The organism is Corynebacterium sp. HMSC08C04 (assembly GCF_001807495.1).
In the GTDB taxonomy this organism is placed as follows: domain Bacteria; phylum Actinomycetota; class Actinomycetes; order Mycobacteriales; family Mycobacteriaceae; genus Corynebacterium; species Corynebacterium simulans.
Genome location: NZ_KV789229.1, coordinates 119,937 through 135,608 on the forward strand (window position 1 = coordinate 119,937; position 15,672 = coordinate 135,608).

Here is a 15,672-nt window from a genome sequence, read left to right on the forward strand (position 1 = left end):
ATGAGCACAGGTATGACAGCAAAGACAGGCGTAGAAACCTTCGGACGTGTCGGAGTAGCCATGGTCACCCCGTTTGACGGGGATGGCAAACTCGATGTCGCTGCGGGACGCCGGCTGGCAGCTCACCTCGTTGACAACGGTATCGACTCTTTGATTCTGGGCGGTACCACCGGTGAATCGCCGACGACAACGCTGGATGAAAAGCTAACGCTGCTCAAGGCCGTCAAGGAAGAAGTAGGGGACCGCGCAAAGATCTGCGCTGGAGCAGGTACCAACAACACCGCCACCTCGATTGAGATGGCAAAGGCTTCCGCAGAAGCGGGAGCAGACAGCCTGCTCGTCGTGACCCCTTACTACTCCAAGCCTTCGCAGGAAGGCGTGTATGCGCACTTCGCAGCGATTGCTCAGGCAACTGATACCCCAATTTGTCTCTATGACATTCCTGGCCGCTCGGGCATTCCGATTGCGACGGATACCATCCGTCGCCTCGCGGAATTGCCGACCATTCAGGCCATCAAGGACGCCAAAGGCAACCTTGGTGCAGCCGCCCCACTTATTCAGGAGACCGGCCTCGCCTGGTACTCCGGCGATGACCCGCTAAACCTGCCGTGGCTTTCCTTGGGCGCATCTGGCGTCATATCCGTGGTTGGCCATGCAGCACCGCGCGGTCTCGCAGATCTTCTGGATGCCTTCGAAGAAGGCGATCTTGCACGCGCAAGGGAGATCAACGCACAAACTTTGACCCCGCTCATCCAAGCTCAAGCACGCTTGGGAGGAGCAACACTCGCAAAGGCTGCCCTGCGCCTGCAGGGCATCGAAGTCGGCGATCCTCGTCTGCCTGTTGTCGCAGCAAGCGAGCAGGAGATTGAGGAACTTCGCCGTGATATGGAAAAGGCTGGAGTCCTTTAAGAATGACTGAACCCCGTAACCGTTCCCGCAAGGTTACCCGCAAGGCGGGCCCACCAGCGGAAACCGAGTCCGCCTCCAACGAGGCGGCTTCGCCGGTTTTTCAGGCACCGAGCAACTCGGAGCCAAAACAGGAATCCGGCGACAAGAAGTCCAATAACAACGGCAATTCCGAGAACTCGAACGGCGGCAACCGCCGCTCGCGTTCCCGTGGCTCCCGCGGTGGTCGCGGTCGCGGCCGCGGCGGCAACAACGCCGAGAACAACGGAAATAACAACAACGGCAATAACGGCAATAACAATGGTGGCCGTGGCAACCGCAACAACAACCGCGGTCGCCGCAACGTTCCGAAGTCCATGCAGGGCGCGGATCTGACCAAGCGCCTGCCGCAGCCGCCGAAGCAGCCGAAGGATGCCCTGCGCATTTACGCTCTGGGCGGTATTTCTGAGATCGGTCGTAACATGACCGTCTTTGAGTACCAGGACGAGCTGCTCATCATTGACTGTGGCGTGCTCTTCCCGTCCTCCGGGGAGCCGGGCGTGGACCTTATCTTGCCGGACTTTGGCCCGATCGAAAAGAAGATCGACAAGGTCAAGGCGGTCGTGGTTACCCACGCTCACGAGGACCACATTGGTGCTATCCCGTGGCTTCTCAAGCTGCGCCCGGATATCCCAATCGTGGCATCGCGCTTTACCATCGCCCTGATTGCGGCGAAGTGTAAGGAGCACCGCCAGAAGCCGAAGTTCGTTGAGGTCAACGAGAAGTCCGACGTGAACTACGGTCCGTTCCGTCTGCGCTTCTGGGCAGTTAATCACTCCGTTCCGGATGCACTGGGCATCATGCTGGGCACCCCGGCTGGCAACATCATCCACACCGGTGACATCAAGCTGGACCAGACCCCGCTGGATAACCGCCCGACCGACCTTCCGGCGCTGTCGCGCTACGGCGACGAGGGCGTCGACCTCATGCTCTGCGATTCCACCAACGCGAACATCCCAGGCGTTTCCGCATCTGAGGGCGATATTCCGGCTACCTTCCGCCGCTTGGTCTCCAATGCCAAGCAGCGCGTCATCATTGCGTCCTTTGCCTCGAACGTCTACCGCGTGCAGGCGGCTATCGACGCCGCCGTTTACGCTGGCCGCAAGGTCGCGTTCAACGGCCGTTCCATGATGCGCAACATGGAAATCGCCGAGAAGATGGGCTTCCTTAAGGTTCCGCGCGGCACCATCGTCCCGATCGATGAGGCTGCCAAGATGGCACCGCACAAGGTCCTTCTGATTACCACCGGTACTCAGGGCGAGCCGATGGCGGCACTGTCGCGCATGGCGCGTCGCGAGCACCGCCAGATCACCGTCCGCGATGGCGATCTGATCATCTTCTCTTCCTCCCTAATTCCGGGTAACGAAGAGGCCGTCTACGGTGTGATGAATATGCTCTCCCAGATTGGTGCCGAGGTTGTCACCAACAAGGAGGCTAAAGTTCACGCTTCCGGCCACGGCTACGGCGGCGAGCTTTTGTTCCTCTACAACGCTGCACGTCCGAAGAACGCTATGCCGGTCCACGGCGAGTGGCGCCATCTGCGTGCGAACAAGGAACTGGCTGTCTCTACTGGCGTCGACCGCGACCGCGTGGTTCTCGCCCAAAACGGCGTCGTCGTAGACCTGCGCAAGGGTCGTGCCGAGGTCGTTGGCCAGATTACGGTGGGCAACCTCTACGTCGATGGTGTTTCCATGGGTGACGTCGATGCCGACACCTTGGCAGACCGCACCAACCTGGGCGCTGGCGGCGTTGTCTCCATCACCTGTGTCATCGACAACCGCACCTCGCGTCTGCTCGAAAAGCCCGCGGTTTCCACCACGGGCTTCTCCGACGACGACCGTGGAATCGTGCCAGAGGTTGCCGAGATCGTGGAAAACACCATGAACGATCTCGCTGCCGAAGGTGAGAACGATACTTACCGCATGGTCCAGAAGGTCCGCCGCAAGGTCACCAAGCTCATGGATTCCAAGTACAAGCGTGAGCCGGTCATCCTGCCGACCATCATTCCGACCAACTCTGGTCCGTTGCTTGCAGACGACGATGAGGTAGAGGCTTCCCGCGAGTCCCTTTAAAAACCTTTAGGCTTGGCAGCGCGTATCGAGCCGCCTTGTTCGTCTGACGGCGTGTGCCCCAGCAGTCTATGCTGGGGCACATGTCGTTTTCTTCTGCTGAGCGCGCCAAGCTGGTGACGCTATTTCATAAGCTCGGACCAGACGCTCCCACCCTCTGCCAGGGCTGGAGCACCCGCGATCTAGCTGCCCACCTGTGGGTGCGTGAGAACCGTCCCGACGCTGCGGCGGGCATGCTGGTCCCACAGCTTGCCGGCCGTCTCGACGCCGCGATGGAGCAGGCGGCTGCCCGCGACTTCACCGAGCTCGTCGATGACTGGGGGAGGGGAGCCGGACGCGCCAACCCAATGCGTCTTGTTGACTCCAAGGTCAATCTCACCGAGCACTTTGTCCACCACGAGGACGTGCGCCGCGCCAATGGCATGAATGAGCAACGCGAGTTCTCCGCGGTGGTTTTGGGCGAGCTGCATAAGGCTCTGAAAATGCTCGCGCCACGCATGCTGAAAAAGTCTTCCAAGCCGGTCGTGTTGTATCCGGAGAACTTTGGCCGGATCGTCGTCGCGGACGATAGGAAGGTTGCCGATCGCGGCGATGACGTCGTCCGCGTGATGGGGCCCGTTCCAGAGCTCGTGCTGTGGGTCTTTGGCCGCGATGCTTGCTCGCTGAAAATTGAGGGCGACGTAAGCGCCGTCGTTAGGTCAACCCTCTAGACTAGATATAGCCACGTACGTCTTGCGGGCAGCCCTGCAGGCCCGCAGACGCATCATTAACTAAGGAAAATACTTCCTCGAAACCCCGTGTGGCGTATGTGATTAGTGGGGTGTGGGCTACTAAAGTGGCTGGCATGTCTGTCAAAAACGCACCGTCACGCGCCTCGCATCGCGGCCGCTCCGGCAAGGGGGCGGCCCGTCCTGCGAATCGATCGCGCCCCTCGGGGCGGTCTGGAGCGGCCAAGTCCACGTCGCGGAATGCGGCAGAGAACCTGACGCTTACTTCCGCCAACCGCGCTGCTGATCCCTCTTATGAGCGGACCGGCAGCGCATTTCGTGCTGTCGGGCGTGGCCTAAGTGCCGCATTCGGTGCCACCGCGCGTGGCATGGGCGATATGACGCGCGGCGTTAGCCGCGGTTTTGGCAATCTGCGTCCGAGTGACGGCGGGGCAGAAGGCTATGAAGAATTCGCATACGACGATGCAAGGGAGCCAGAGGAAATTTCTACTCGCGGCAAACAAAAGAAAAACAAGGTGACCCGCGCAAAGGCCACAGAAGATCGCGCAGCGCGCGAGCATGAGCTCGATGAGCATCCGGCAACTGCTCCTGATGCAATCGCGCGCGAAGAGCGCACCATCCAGATTTCCAACCCGGATGCCGTTGCCTTAACACTCATCGGCGTAGCCATCGTCTTGGCATGCGCGGTTTGGTTCGACATCGTTGGCGTTATCGGCGCCTATCTCACCGACGCCGTGCGCTATGTCATCGGCGCGGGCGCTTACGTCTTGCCGGTCGCCCTGATCGCGCTCGCCATGGCGCTGATGATGGGAGTTTCCGGCGTAGCTGGCCGTCTGCAGCCCCGCGTGATGGGCGGCATCGGCCTCATCATTGTCTCGATGCTGGGCCTAATTCACATCTTCGCCGGTCTGCCCAAGCTTTCCTGGCATGATAACGCGGCTGGAGACGCCGGCGGTGCCATCGGCTTTGCCGTAGGCCAGCTTTTGGAGGCAGCATTTTCCGCCTACGTCGCCGTGCCGCTGCTGATCCTGCTCATCATCTACGGCGCTTTGAACGTCACGGGCATCACCTTGCGCCAGGCCTTCGACTACCTCTCTGCGCTCTTCAACGACCTGATGGCGGGCCTGCGCGAGAAGAAGGCCGAGCGTTATGACGACTATGACGAGGACATCGACGACGATGTCTATGGCCACGTCGACGATGACATCGAAGACATTGCCGAAGGCCGCGAGCGCACCCCACGTGATAAGCGCCAGCAGTCGCAGCCACGTCGCGCGCGGCGCCAGGCCCCACGCCGCTTGGCGACGCCGTTGGATAATTACCCGGCAGATAACCAATCGGCCAACCAGCCCACCGTGTCCTTCGATTCCGCGAACACCAAGTCGGCTGCCCAGGAAGAAGAGCAAGCATTGCTTGACGAGGCCGGCCAGCCCACCGAAGTCTTTTCTAACGCCGCGCCAGTCCAGCACGGTCGCCCAGACTTCGCTGGCTCCCGCAACATCGAGGACACCGACGAGTTCCCGGCCGTGCGTGATGAAGAGCAGACCACCGTTTTGCCTTCTGCACCGCAGCGTGGAGAATCTGCACAGCCGACCCAGCAGTCAGCCCAGCTGCCGGCCGCAGAATCTGCGGCTCAGCCTGTAGCCAAGAAGGCGTCGCCAAGCGCTGCCGGTGCCGCCGCTGCTGCTGCCGGCGCTGCTGGTGCGGCCGCAATGGACGCTGCTTCCGACGTTGTTTCTTCCGCACACGCGGAGGCAGTGCGCCTGTTCCAGCAGCGCTCCGGCCGCGATGCAGCGACAGGCAAGTCCGTGGAGGAGCCTGCTGCGCAGCAACAGGCCGCGCAGGCCCCTGCAGCGCAGCAACCGGCCGCCGCACAGGTTGGCGCGATGGGCAACGAGTCCGACTACGACCTGCCTACCACCGCATTGTTGACCGCGGGCAAGCCCACCAAGGCGCGCACCGAGGCCAACGACCGCATCATCGAGGCGATTACCGATGTCTTCGAGGAGTTCAAGGTCAATGCTCAGGTCACCGGCTTTAGCCGTGGCCCGACAGTCACCCGCTACGAAATCGAGCTGGGACCAGGCGTGAAGGTCTCCAAGATTACGAACCTGCAGTCCAACCTGGCCTATGCCGTGGCGACGGACAACCTGCGCCTGCTGACCCCAATCCCGGGCAAGTCTGCGGTGGGTATCGAGGTTCCGAATGCGGACCGTGAGATGGTGCGCCTGCGTGACGTTCTGGATTCCCCGGCCATATCCAGTGATGAGGACCCGATGCTCATCGGCCTGGGCAAAGACATCGAGGGCGAGTACTCGTCCTATTCCGTGCAGAAGATGCCGCACCTGCTTGTCGCCGGTGCCACCGGTTCCGGTAAGTCGGCCTTCGTTAACTCGATGCTGGTTTCCCTCCTGACGCGCGCGACCCCGGAGCAGGTCCGCCTCATCCTTGTTGACCCGAAGATGGTGGAGCTGACTCCTTACGAGGGCATCCCGCACCTTATTACGCCTATTATCACCCAGCCGAAGAAGGCGGCGGCGGCCCTGCAGTGGCTCGTCGAGGAGATGGAGCAGCGCTACATGGACATGAAGGCTGCCCGCGTGCGCAAGATCGAGGACTATAACCGCAAGGTCATCTCTGGCGAGCACCAGGCGCCGCTCGGCTCCGAGCGCGAGATGCGCCCGTACCCGTACATCGTCTGCGTCGTGGACGAGTTGGCCGACCTTATGATGACCGCGCCGAAGGAAATCGAGGAATCCATCGTGCGCATCACCCAGAAGGCGCGTGCGGCCGGCATCCACTTGGTGCTCGCAACCCAGCGACCTTCCGTGGACGTGGTCACCGGTCTTATCAAGACCAACGTTCCTTCCCGCTTGGCATTTGCCACCTCGTCCCTTACGGACTCCCGCGTCATTTTGGACCAAGGCGGTGCAGAAAAGCTCATCGGCATGGGTGACGGCCTCTTCATTCCGCAGGGCGGCCGTCCGGTGCGTATGCAGGGCGCTTTCGTCTCCGACGAAGAGGTGCAAGCGGTTGTCGACGCCGCGAAGGCCCAAGGCCAGCCCAACTACACCGAGGGCGTTACCGAGGAAAAGAAGTCCGAGGCCAAGAAGGAAATCGACGACGATATCGGCAAGGACATGGACGATCTGCTCGAGGCAGTCGAGCTGGTTGTCACCTCCCAGCTGGGGTCGACGTCGATGCTACAGCGCAAGCTGCGTATCGGTTTCGCCAAGGCGGGCCGCCTGATGGATCTCATGGAATCCCGCGGCGTCGTGGGCCCATCCGAGGGCTCCAAGGCCCGTGAGGTGCTGGTCAAGCCGGAAGAACTCGACACCATCATCTGGATGATCAAGGGCGCCGACCCAGCAGAGGCGCCGAAGGAAATCCAGGACGAGATGGCGCAGGCTGAATCGGCGGAAGATTCTTCCGCCGACGATGCCTCCGCCCCAAGTGGCGAGGACACGCGCACTGTCCAAGCGACGTATAACCCGTCCTCCGGCGCCTTCTAGGCAATGAGTTTCTCGCCCCACCGCAGCCATTGCGGTGGGGTATTAACTTTTGTGTAAGATAGTACAAGTCTTGGAGGGGAGTACCCCGTTCCACAGCGATGATCGTCAACACGGCAACTCCGCAGGGAAATGAGTTCCCGGTCTCGCTGGCTCGCAGTAGACGAGTTGGGGGAGACCTCCGGTCAAATCTTTTCTTACTCGACCGGAGGATATTTCTATATGCATGTCCCTTTGTGGATTTGGATACTAACCATCGCCGTCATCCTCGGCTTTTTCATCTTTGACTTCTTGAGCCACGTGCGTTCGCCGCACGAGCCCTCCATGAAGGAATCCGGCTTCTGGACCTTGTTCTATATGGGCATGGCCGTCATCTTTGGCGGCATCGTGTGGGCGTTGTGGGATCATGAGCACGCCATCCAGTTCTTTACCGGTTGGATAACCGAACAGGCGTTGAGCGTGGATAACCTCTTCGTGTTCGCACTGATCATGGGCGCGTTCAAGATTCCGCGCCGCTTCCAGCAAAAGGTGCTGCTCATCGGCATCGTCCTGGCTTTGGTATTCCGCCTCATCTTCATCATGCTGGGCGCGGCAATCATCCAGGCCTGGTCTGACGTGTTTTACCTCTTCGCCATCTTCCTCATCTACACCGCGGTCAAGCTCATCGTGGACGAGGTCACCGATGCCGAAGAGACTGACCCGAATGACATGCTGATCATCAAGTGGCTGCGCAAGGTCATCCACGTCACCCCGCGCTACCACGGTGACAAGCTGACCCACCGCGAGGAGTCCGGGTCAAAGAAGGGCAAGCTGGCATTGACGCCTTTGTTCGTGGCACTGGTCGCCATCGGGCTTATCGACGTCATGTTCGCCTTCGACTCCATCCCAGCGATCTACGGCATTACTTCGGAGCCGTTCCTGGTCTTTAGCACCAACGCCTTCGCGCTAATGGGCCTGCGTCAGATGTTCTTCCTCATCGATGGCCTGCTCGAGCGCTTGGTTTACCTGCCTTATGGCTTGGGTATCATCCTGGGCTTCATCGGCATCAAGCTGCTCTTCCACGCGCTGCACGAGAACAACCTGTCGTTTATCAACGGCGGTGAAAACGTGGAGGCTATCCCGGAGATTCCGACCTTGGTCTCCCTGCTCGTCATCGTCGGCGTGCTGGGGCTTACCGTCGCGGCTTCTGTCCTTAAGAACAAGCGCGACGAAGCGCAGGGCGGCATCACCGTGTCCCACAACCACTACGACTGGGACGAAGAGGGCAACAAGATCGTCCGCACCAAGTCGGGCGAGCTCGTCGGTAAGGCAGCCGATCTGCCAGAGACCGAACTGCCCTAACCTTTAAGCAAAAGAGTTAATCACCGGGTTCCACTCGCGGAATGCGCGCGCAGCAACAGCGCCGCAGACAAAGAATGGATCTTGGTCCATAATTTTGATGGCTTCGGCAACCTCGGTGGCCTCATCGGCAAATTGCAAAACGATGAGCGCACCGCCCTTGGAATCAGTAAAGGGGCCGGAGCCTAAAATTATGCCCTTTTCATTTAGATCACCGATGAATTCGCGGTGCGCTGGGCGGTTTTCCGCGATGGCCGGGTTTTGCGGGTTGTATTCGTAGCTGACTGCGAAGTATTTCATAAACTTATCTTAAAGAGATGGGGGAGTTTGCCGCAGCGGCTTCAATAGGACAGGTAGGATAAAATCCGTGAATCACTCTAGGGCTCGGCAGAAAACGGCGGCGGCGTCGGATGTAAATCCCCACGTTTCCAACTGGAATCTACCCAATATTCTGACGAGCTTGCGCATCTTATTTATCCCCGTATTCGTCTGGTTGGTGCTGGCCGGCCACGACTGGTGGGCGTTTGGTGTATTCGCCGCGTTAATGATTACGGACAAACTCGATGGCGACATCGCCCGTTCCCGTGGCCTCATCACCGACTTCGGCAAAATCGCCGACCCTATCGCAGACAAAGCCTTAATGACCGCGGCCTTCGTCTGCCTCAACATCATCGGCGCTTTGCCGGTATGGGTTACCGTGGTCATCCTTGTCCGCGAATTCGGCATCACCTTCTGGCGCATGGCCCTTCTACGCCAGGGCAAGGTCGTCCCGGCGTCTAAAGGTGGCAAGCTCAAGACCGTCCTGCAGTCCCTTGCCGTGGCGATGTACCTGTGCCCGCTGCCGAGCTGGATGGACATTCCTTCCTTCGTGGTCATGTTTATCGCCGTCGTGGTCACTGTGGTCACGGGCGTGCAGTACCTCATCGACGGTAGGAAGCAGAACTCCTGATGTCTGCGCCCGCGCTTGTCGATGCCCTGCGCAACCGCCACCAGACCGTATCCTTCTGCGAGTCCTTGACTGCCGGCCTAGCGGCGGCCACGCTCGCTACGGTCCCGGGGGCGTCGGCAGTCTTGCGCGGTGGATTAGTAACTTATGCCACCGAGGTGAAGTCTCACTTCTTGTCGGTTCCGGTGGAGGAGCTGGAAGCCCAAGGGGTGGTCTCAGCCAAAACCGCGCAGGCGATGGCCGAGGCTGCGGTGCGCGAGACCGGCGCGGACTGGGGGCTATCGCTGACAGGCGTGGCAGGACCTGACCCGCAAGAGGGCAAATCCGCGGGAACGGTCTTCGTGGGTATCGTTGGCCCCGGGGTTCCTGCCCGTGGCATACAACTGGAGCAGCTATCGGGCAGCCGTAACGCGATCCGTGAAGCCGCTGTGGAAGAGGTCTTGAGCCTGCTTCTATCAACTTTGAAAGAAAATTAGGATTTTCGGGAACAAAGCCGGCCGCAGCGCCGTTGTACAGATTGATGAACACTACTACTGCACTTCTTGAAAAGCCTTTCAACGCCTCGGCAGGTGCTGTTGAGGCTCCCAAGCGCGCGCCGGAGCCGCTGCTGCGTGAGGCTCTGGGACTGACCCTTCGTGCATTCCGCGCCGACAAGGGCGTGACTCTGCGCGAACTTGCTAGCGTCGCGCGTGTTTCCCCGGGATACCTTTCGGAGCTCGAGCGCGGCCGCAAGGAAGTTTCCTCCGAGCTTTTGGCCTCCGTCTGCCACGCTCTAGAGGTCAGCGTTTCTGACGTCTTGATTGAGGCTGCAGGCTTCATGGCGCTGCCGTCCATGGACGAGGAACTGGCAACCACCGCGCCTGCCGCTTCTGAGCTTTAAAACTCTCCGCGTCTCACAGTGAACTTTATGCCTTCAGGCACCACAGTGGGGCGCGGATTTCGTTAGTATTGGTGGGGTAACGAAACACTTTTAGTCACGCGTTAAACGCAACTTAGGAAGGCTTAAACACACTAATGGCGAACCCATTTTCCAAGGCATGGAAGTACCTGATGGCACTCTTCGATTCCAAGATCGAAGAAAACGCTGATCCCAAGGTACAGATCGAGCAGGCCATCGAGGACGCACAGCGCCAGCACCAGGAGCTTTCGCAGCAGGCAGCCGCTGTCATCGGTAACCAGCGTCAGCTGGAGATGCAGCTCAACCGCCGCCTGAATGAGATTGAGAAGCTGCAGGGCAATACCCGCCAGGCGCTGGAGCTTGCTGATAAGGCTCGCGCTGCAGGTGATAACACCAAGGCCACCGAGTACGAGAACGCCGCAGAGGCCTTCGCCGCGCAGCTGGTTACCGCAGAGCAGTCTGTGGAAGACACCAAGAAGCTTCACGATCAAGCCCTTCAGCAGGCAGAGCAGGCCAAGAAGGCCGTCGAGCGCAATGGCATGGCCCTGCGTGAAAAGGTCAACGAGCGTTCCAAGCTGCTTTCCCAGCTCGAGCAGGCGAAGATGCAGGAGAAGGTCTCCGAGTCTCTCAACTCCATGAACGAGATGACTGCTAACGGCAACACTCCGTCTTTGGATTCCGTCCGTGACAAGATTGAGCGCCGCTACACCAAGGCCCTGGGCCAGGCGGAGCTGGCGGAGAACTCCGTGGCTAACCGCATGCACGAGGTGGAGCAGGCAGGCGTGCAGCTGGCTGGCCACTCCCGTCTGGAGCAGATCCGTGCAGAGATGGGTTCCTCCAAGGCTGTTGAGGGCAACTCCCAGCAGGCAATCGAGGGCAACCGCACCGCTGGTTCTGCAGCGGACCAGGCGGCGCAGCCTAATGCCGCTGCTGACGACGCCGTCCAGGCCCGCCTGCGCGAACTGCGCGGCGAGCAGTAGCTTTTAGCTTTAAAAGACCCTCGAGAACTTCTCTCGAGGGTCTTTGTGGATCTAGACGGTATCTAGTCGGTATCTAGTCGCCCACGCCGCGGGCTTGGAGTGCCTCGCCCATGGCTCGGGCGCGGCGTATCGAACGGATGACCACCGGAGTACCGAAAGCTAGCAGGGAAGTGCCCGCACCGCGGGCCTTGCGGGCGTCCATGACCTCTTGAACCGTGCCGAGCATCAGCGGCAGGAGGCGGATCGTAAGTGACATCGCCAGGCTGATATTTTCCACCGGCAGCCCCAGCTTGCCAAGAGGTGCGAGCGCCTTCTCAAAAGACTCCATCATCTCCGAGACCTTAGTAGCCAGCGTGAGGAGTACTGCCGCGACGATGGCGGCATAAATGCTAAAGAAAGTGGTCACCGCCGTTTCAAGGTCTTGCTGCCACCATTGCAGCGCCGCCAGCGCCACGAGCAAATAGAGCGGGGGATAAAGCTGGCCCCAAGCCACGCGCGCAGGGATACGCGCGAGCGGGTAGACCGCAAGCGCGACTACCGCGCAGCCCACGGCTACGGGAATGGTCTTTGCAAAAATCGTGGTGCTGATGATGAAAGCGATGAGCACTACAAATTTCACCCACGCCGGCAGGCGGTGGATGAAGGTATCGGCATCGACATAAAACCCAAGCGGAGTATTCTGTGGCACGAATGTCTCCCTTTGCTACAACGGGCGGAAATTACAGCGGGCGGGAGGCCATCAGGGAGCGATAGAAGTCGATGACCTCAGCGGGCGCGCCGTCGGCAGCAATGCGGTGCTCATCGATGCAAATGGCTCGGTCGAAATCGTGGATGAAATCCAAGTCGTGCGTGACCACGATAAGCTGCTGCTCCAAGCGCGCAAACTCGCGGCGGATGCGGTCGCGGTTGCGCAGGTCCAAAAGAGTGGTGGGTTCGTCGGCGATGATAAGCACCGGCTCCATCACGAGGACCGCGGCCAAAGCCAGCAGCTGCTTTTGCCCGCCAGAAAGCGTATGCGGCGACTGGTCTGCCAGCTCGCGTAGCCCAAAGCGCTCCAGCGCAGCATCCACGCGCGCGTTCCGCTCGGCCTTGCTGAGCTTTAGCCGACGCAGCGAAAAGGCGACGTCGTCACGCACGTTCGGCATCACAATTTGGTTCTCCGCATCGGAGAATACAAAACCGACCTTGCGGCGGATTTCTTTTCCGTGGCGGGCGACATCCGCGCCGTCGACAAGCACGGTGCCCGAGGTGGGCTCGCCTAGGCCATTGATGAGGCGGGTGAGCGTGGACTTACCTCCGCCGTTCGCGCCGATGATGGCAATGCGCTGCTCAGAAAGCGTGAGGTTTATATCGCTTAAAACCTCTTCCTCGTCGAAAGCGACGCTGACGTTCTGGAACTCGATGGTGGACATTTATGCCTTCTTGGGCTTGCGTCCCATCAGATCCGGAAACGCCGCGTGCACGCCAATCGCGATAACGACCATGACCGCTAGCTTTAGTGCGTCAGGGCCCAGGAATGGAATCTGTGCGAGTGCGGCCTCGCCCCAGCCCATGCCCGCGCGCAAGGCCATGCCGATGGTGCCGCAGGTGTATTGCACGAGCAGGCTGACGATGCCCGCGAGCGCAATGACGATGCACATGCCGGCCTTGTTGCGCGGGGCGCGGTAAGCAATCGCGCCGCCGATGGCAGGGGAGATGACATAGCCCGCGATGTAGCCCACAGTAGGCCCGGCCAGTGCGCTCAAAACGCTGCGGCCGCCAGCCAGGATCGGTAGGCCAACGAGACCTAGAACGATGAAAAGTAGGCCTACGTAGAAGCCACGGCGCCCGCCCAAAATCAGGCCAGCAAGGGTGATGACGGCGTTCTGCAAAACGATCGGAACGCCGGAGACCGGGCTGGGGATCGAAACGAACGCGAAGACAATAATGAGAGCGGTAAAGACGGCAACGTAAGCGATGTCGCCCGCGACAGAGTTCTTCTTCATGTTGGGCAGATTACACGCCTGGCATTGCAGCTGGGAAACTCGCCTTTTGAACGGCGTTCAGGCGGGCGTGTTGAGCGGGGGCTGGGGCTTGGCATTTCGGCCTGTAGGATAGCGGGCATGCGATTGACGGAGTATCACCAACTGATAGTCGATGAATTCGGTGAATCCGAAGGCAAGTGGATAAGTCACTCCCACGTGCTGGCTAAATACGGTGAGACTGCTGACGAGCTCATCGAACGCGGGGTAGACCCAGGCGAGGTATGGGAAGGTCTGTGCGATGATTTTGATGTTCCGGAAAACCGTCGCTTGGGCGTGGACTATCCCACGCTCTAGTTGTTCGAACGCATTCGAAGACCTGTGAGTTAAAAACCGGGCGGACACGCGGGGTTTGTATTTTAGTTTCGAACACTTGTGTGTAAGGTGGTTTGGGGTGTCGGGCGTCGGCGCTAGCTTAGCTTTTGCTGCGGAACCGCAGGTGCGGTTTGGCAGTCTAAATCAATGAGCCTGTGGGATGTGCAGGTAAATCAACGTTAGGAATTGAAAATGGCAACGAAGAAGAAGTCCACCGCTGCGGCGGGCAAGGGAGATGACCGCCAGAAGGCGCTCGACGCCGCGATGGCGATGATTGAGAAGGATTTCGGTAAGGGTGCTGTCATGCGCCTTGGCGACGACGAGCGTCCCCCAATCCGCGCGATTTCCTCCGGCAACACCGCCATCGACATCGCACTGGGCATCGGCGGATTCCCGCGCGGGCGCATCGTGGAGATTTACGGCCCAGAATCCTCGGGTAAGACTACCGTTGCGCTGCACGCGATTGCGTCTGCGCAGAAGGAAGGCGGCATCGCTGCGTTTATCGACGCCGAGCACGCCCTCGACCCTGAGTACGCTCGCCTTTTGGGCGTGGATACGGATAACCTGCTGGTTTCTCAGCCGGATACCGGTGAGCAGGCGCTGGAAATCGCCGACATGCTCGTGCGTTCCGGCGCTATCGACATCATCGTTATCGACTCCGTCGCGGCCCTTACCCCGAAGGCGGAAATCGAAGGCGAGATGGGTGACTCCCACGTCGGCCTGCAGGCCCGCCTGATGTCCCAGGCGCTGCGCAAGATGACCGGCGCGCTGTACAACTCCGGCACCACCGCCATCTTCATCAACCAGCTGCGCGAGAAGATCGGCGTCATGTTCGGCTCCCCGGAGACCACCACCGGTGGTAAGGCGCTGAAGTTCTACGCTTCCGTGCGCTGCGATATCCGCCGCATCCAGACGCTTAAGGATGGCCAGGATGCGATTGGTAACCGCACCAAGATCAAGATTGTAAAGAACAAGGTTTCCCCGCCTTTCAAGATCGCCGAGTTCGACATCATGTACGGCGAGGGTATTTCGCGTGAGTCCTCCATCATCGACCTTGGCGTGGAGCACGGCTTTATCAAGAAGTCCGGTTCCTGGTTTACCTACGAGGGTGACCAGCTGGGGCAGGGTAAAGAGAAGGCCCGTAACTTCCTGAAGGAAAACAAGGACCTGGCTGATGAGATTGAGAAGAAGATCTTCACCAAGCTTGGCATCGGCGCCGCGGCCGCGACGGGGGAGGAAGTCCACATGGACGTGCCCGGTGCGGACGATTCCTTGACAGATGACGCCGTCGATTTGGTTCCGAACGTCGACTTCGACGACGACTAAATGTCAAAGCCCGCCCCAGAAAAGCTCGAAAAGCTTCGCCAGGCGCTTGCCGAATATGAATCCGGCGCCGCTGGAGGCGGGCTTTTTGATGCCGAAGCAGAAGAAGCCAAAGCCAAGGTGCGTTCGCGCGCGCTGTTGTTGCTGGATCAGCGCGCGCGTTCGCGCAAGGAATTAGGCGACCGCCTCCTTGCCCTCGAATTCGACGCCGAGGTGGTGGAGATGGTCCTCGATGACCTAACGCACGTGGGCCTGCTTGACGACGCCACCTTTGCCAAAGAGTGGGTGCGCCAGCGCCATGCCCGCAGGGGTAAATCCGCGCGCGTGCTAGATCGCGAGCTGCAGGAAAAGGGCGTGTCCCAAGCCCTGCGGAGTGAGGCCTTGGAACAGGTGACGGAGGAGTCTGAGGAGTCCATTGCCCAGGCCTTGGCAGTAAAGAAGGCACGCTCTGTGAAAACGGTGCCGGAGGATAGGGCAGAGCGTGATAAATACTTGCGCCGCATCGTAGGCGTGCTGGCGCGGCGCGGTTTCAACCAAGGCATGTCCATGCGGATTGCCATTGCGGCGCTGGATGCGCGCATCGCGGAGCTGGAATCCTAG

16 protein-coding genes are annotated in these 15,672 nt (G+C 60.0%); 12 read left to right on the forward strand and 4 right to left on the reverse strand.

Features of this window, described 5'->3' with window-relative positions; genetic code table 11:
• From dapA to HMPREF3169_RS10530, 5 genes are all read left to right on the forward strand, one after another.
• Nucleotides 1-909, forward strand: coding sequence for a 4-hydroxy-tetrahydrodipicolinate synthase (gene dapA / locus HMPREF3169_RS10510; protein ID WP_070456459.1), 909 nt, complete (start codon nucleotides 1-3; stop codon nucleotides 907-909).
• Between the two features lie 2 nt (nucleotides 910-911).
• Nucleotides 912-3,017 carry a ribonuclease J gene (locus HMPREF3169_RS10515; protein WP_083286118.1) on the forward strand — a complete coding sequence of 702 codons (2,106 nt, stop codon included), beginning with the start codon at nucleotides 912-914 and terminating at the stop codon, nucleotides 3,015-3,017.
• Between the two features lie 68 nt (nucleotides 3,018-3,085).
• Nucleotides 3,086-3,724, forward strand: coding sequence for a TIGR03085 family metal-binding protein (locus HMPREF3169_RS10520; protein WP_062038586.1), 639 nt, complete (start codon nucleotides 3,086-3,088; stop codon nucleotides 3,722-3,724).
• Nucleotides 3,725-3,858: 134 nt separating this feature from the next.
• Nucleotides 3,859-7,254 (forward strand): FtsK/SpoIIIE family DNA translocase, encoded by a 3,396-nt coding sequence (locus HMPREF3169_RS10525; protein WP_083286119.1) that lies wholly within the window; start codon nucleotides 3,859-3,861, stop codon nucleotides 7,252-7,254.
• A gap of 219 nt (nucleotides 7,255-7,473) precedes the next feature.
• Nucleotides 7,474-8,592 carry a TerC family protein gene (locus tag HMPREF3169_RS10530; RefSeq protein ID WP_070456461.1) on the forward strand — a complete coding sequence of 373 codons (1,119 nt, stop codon included), beginning with the start codon at nucleotides 7,474-7,476 and terminating at the stop codon, nucleotides 8,590-8,592.
• 3 nt (nucleotides 8,593-8,595) lie between these two features.
• Here HMPREF3169_RS10530 and HMPREF3169_RS10535 read toward each other — a convergent pair whose 3' ends face one another.
• Entirely contained in the window at nucleotides 8,596-8,889 is a 294-nt protein-coding gene (locus HMPREF3169_RS10535; RefSeq protein WP_070456465.1) for a YciI family protein, read from the reverse strand.
• A 67-nt stretch (nucleotides 8,890-8,956) separates the two neighbouring features.
• On the opposite strand from HMPREF3169_RS10535, the gene pgsA reads away from it, so the two are divergent.
• From pgsA to HMPREF3169_RS10555, 4 genes are all read left to right on the forward strand, one after another.
• A complete protein-coding gene (gene pgsA, locus HMPREF3169_RS10540; RefSeq protein ID WP_070456466.1) occupies nucleotides 8,957-9,538 on the forward strand; it encodes a CDP-diacylglycerol--glycerol-3-phosphate 3-phosphatidyltransferase in 582 nt (193 codons plus the stop codon).
• Nucleotides 9,538-10,011 (forward strand): CinA family protein, encoded by a 474-nt coding sequence (locus HMPREF3169_RS10545; RefSeq protein WP_070456468.1) that lies wholly within the window; start codon nucleotides 9,538-9,540, stop codon nucleotides 10,009-10,011. The genes pgsA and HMPREF3169_RS10545 overlap by 1 nt, the downstream gene beginning before the upstream one ends.
• Before the next feature lie 44 nt (nucleotides 10,012-10,055).
• The gene (locus HMPREF3169_RS10550; protein ID WP_061923073.1) at nucleotides 10,056-10,415 is read left to right on the forward strand and encodes a helix-turn-helix domain-containing protein; all 360 of its coding nucleotides are present in this window, start codon (nucleotides 10,056-10,058) and stop codon (nucleotides 10,413-10,415) included.
• 134 nt (nucleotides 10,416-10,549) lie between these two features.
• Complete coding sequence (locus HMPREF3169_RS10555) at nucleotides 10,550-11,413, forward strand: PspA/IM30 family protein (protein ID WP_061923070.1); 864 nt, start codon at nucleotides 10,550-10,552, stop codon at nucleotides 11,411-11,413.
• A 73-nt stretch (nucleotides 11,414-11,486) separates the two neighbouring features.
• On the opposite strand, the gene HMPREF3169_RS10560 is transcribed toward HMPREF3169_RS10555, so the two are convergent.
• Genes HMPREF3169_RS10560 through HMPREF3169_RS10570 form a run of 3 tightly spaced genes read right to left on the reverse strand, consistent with a single transcriptional unit; the run spans nucleotide 11,487 to nucleotide 13,398 of the window.
• Nucleotides 11,487-12,101, reverse strand: coding sequence for an energy-coupling factor transporter transmembrane component T family protein (locus HMPREF3169_RS10560; protein WP_070456470.1), 615 nt, complete (start codon nucleotides 12,099-12,101; stop codon nucleotides 11,487-11,489).
• Between the two features lie 31 nt (nucleotides 12,102-12,132).
• On the reverse strand, nucleotides 12,133-12,825 hold the full coding sequence (locus tag HMPREF3169_RS10565) for an energy-coupling factor ABC transporter ATP-binding protein (protein WP_070456472.1): 693 nt from the start codon (nucleotides 12,823-12,825) through the stop codon (nucleotides 12,133-12,135).
• On the reverse strand, nucleotides 12,826-13,398 hold the full coding sequence (locus tag HMPREF3169_RS10570) for a biotin transporter BioY (protein ID WP_070456474.1): 573 nt from the start codon (nucleotides 13,396-13,398) through the stop codon (nucleotides 12,826-12,828).
• 117 nt (nucleotides 13,399-13,515) lie between these two features.
• Here HMPREF3169_RS10570 and HMPREF3169_RS10575 point away from each other — a divergent pair, with 117 nt between their 5' ends.
• The 3 genes from HMPREF3169_RS10575 to recX all read left to right on the forward strand — a co-directional run bounded on the left by HMPREF3169_RS10575 (nucleotide 13,516) and on the right by recX (nucleotide 15,672).
• The gene (locus tag HMPREF3169_RS10575; protein WP_070456476.1) at nucleotides 13,516-13,731 is read left to right on the forward strand and encodes a DUF3046 domain-containing protein; all 216 of its coding nucleotides are present in this window, start codon (nucleotides 13,516-13,518) and stop codon (nucleotides 13,729-13,731) included.
• Between the two features lie 210 nt (nucleotides 13,732-13,941).
• Complete coding sequence (recA, locus tag HMPREF3169_RS10580) at nucleotides 13,942-15,075, forward strand: recombinase RecA (RefSeq protein ID WP_061923051.1); 1,134 nt, start codon at nucleotides 13,942-13,944, stop codon at nucleotides 15,073-15,075.
• Nucleotides 15,076-15,672, forward strand: a complete 597-nt coding sequence (gene recX, locus HMPREF3169_RS10585) for a recombination regulator RecX (RefSeq protein ID WP_061923048.1) — start codon at nucleotides 15,076-15,078, stop codon at nucleotides 15,670-15,672.

Coding starts and splice junctions, on each gene's coding strand:
- dapA (WP_070456459.1), top strand. CDS start 1: ATGAGCACAGGTATGACAGCAAAGACAGGCGTAGAAACCTTCGGACGT.
- HMPREF3169_RS10515 (WP_083286118.1), top strand. CDS start 912: ATGACTGAACCCCGTAACCGTTCCCGCAAGGTTACCCGCAAGGCGGGC.
- HMPREF3169_RS10520 (WP_062038586.1), top strand. CDS start 3,086: ATGCTGGGGCACATGTCGTTTTCTTCTGCTGAGCGCGCCAAGCTGGTG.
- HMPREF3169_RS10525 (WP_083286119.1), top strand. CDS start 3,859: ATGTCTGTCAAAAACGCACCGTCACGCGCCTCGCATCGCGGCCGCTCC.
- HMPREF3169_RS10530 (WP_070456461.1), top strand. CDS start 7,474: ATGCATGTCCCTTTGTGGATTTGGATACTAACCATCGCCGTCATCCTC.
- HMPREF3169_RS10535 (WP_070456465.1), bottom strand. CDS start 8,889: ATGAAATACTTCGCAGTCAGCTACGAATACAACCCGCAAAACCCGGCC.
- HMPREF3169_RS10545 (WP_070456468.1), top strand. CDS start 9,538: ATGTCTGCGCCCGCGCTTGTCGATGCCCTGCGCAACCGCCACCAGACC.
- HMPREF3169_RS10550 (WP_061923073.1), top strand. CDS start 10,056: ATGAACACTACTACTGCACTTCTTGAAAAGCCTTTCAACGCCTCGGCA.
- HMPREF3169_RS10555 (WP_061923070.1), top strand. CDS start 10,550: ATGGCGAACCCATTTTCCAAGGCATGGAAGTACCTGATGGCACTCTTC.
- HMPREF3169_RS10565 (WP_070456472.1), bottom strand. CDS start 12,825: ATGTCCACCATCGAGTTCCAGAACGTCAGCGTCGCTTTCGACGAGGAA.
- HMPREF3169_RS10570 (WP_070456474.1), bottom strand. CDS start 13,398: ATGAAGAAGAACTCTGTCGCGGGCGACATCGCTTACGTTGCCGTCTTT.
- HMPREF3169_RS10575 (WP_070456476.1), top strand. CDS start 13,516: ATGCGATTGACGGAGTATCACCAACTGATAGTCGATGAATTCGGTGAA.
- recA (WP_061923051.1), top strand. CDS start 13,942: ATGGCAACGAAGAAGAAGTCCACCGCTGCGGCGGGCAAGGGAGATGAC.
- recX (WP_061923048.1), top strand. CDS start 15,076: ATGTCAAAGCCCGCCCCAGAAAAGCTCGAAAAGCTTCGCCAGGCGCTT.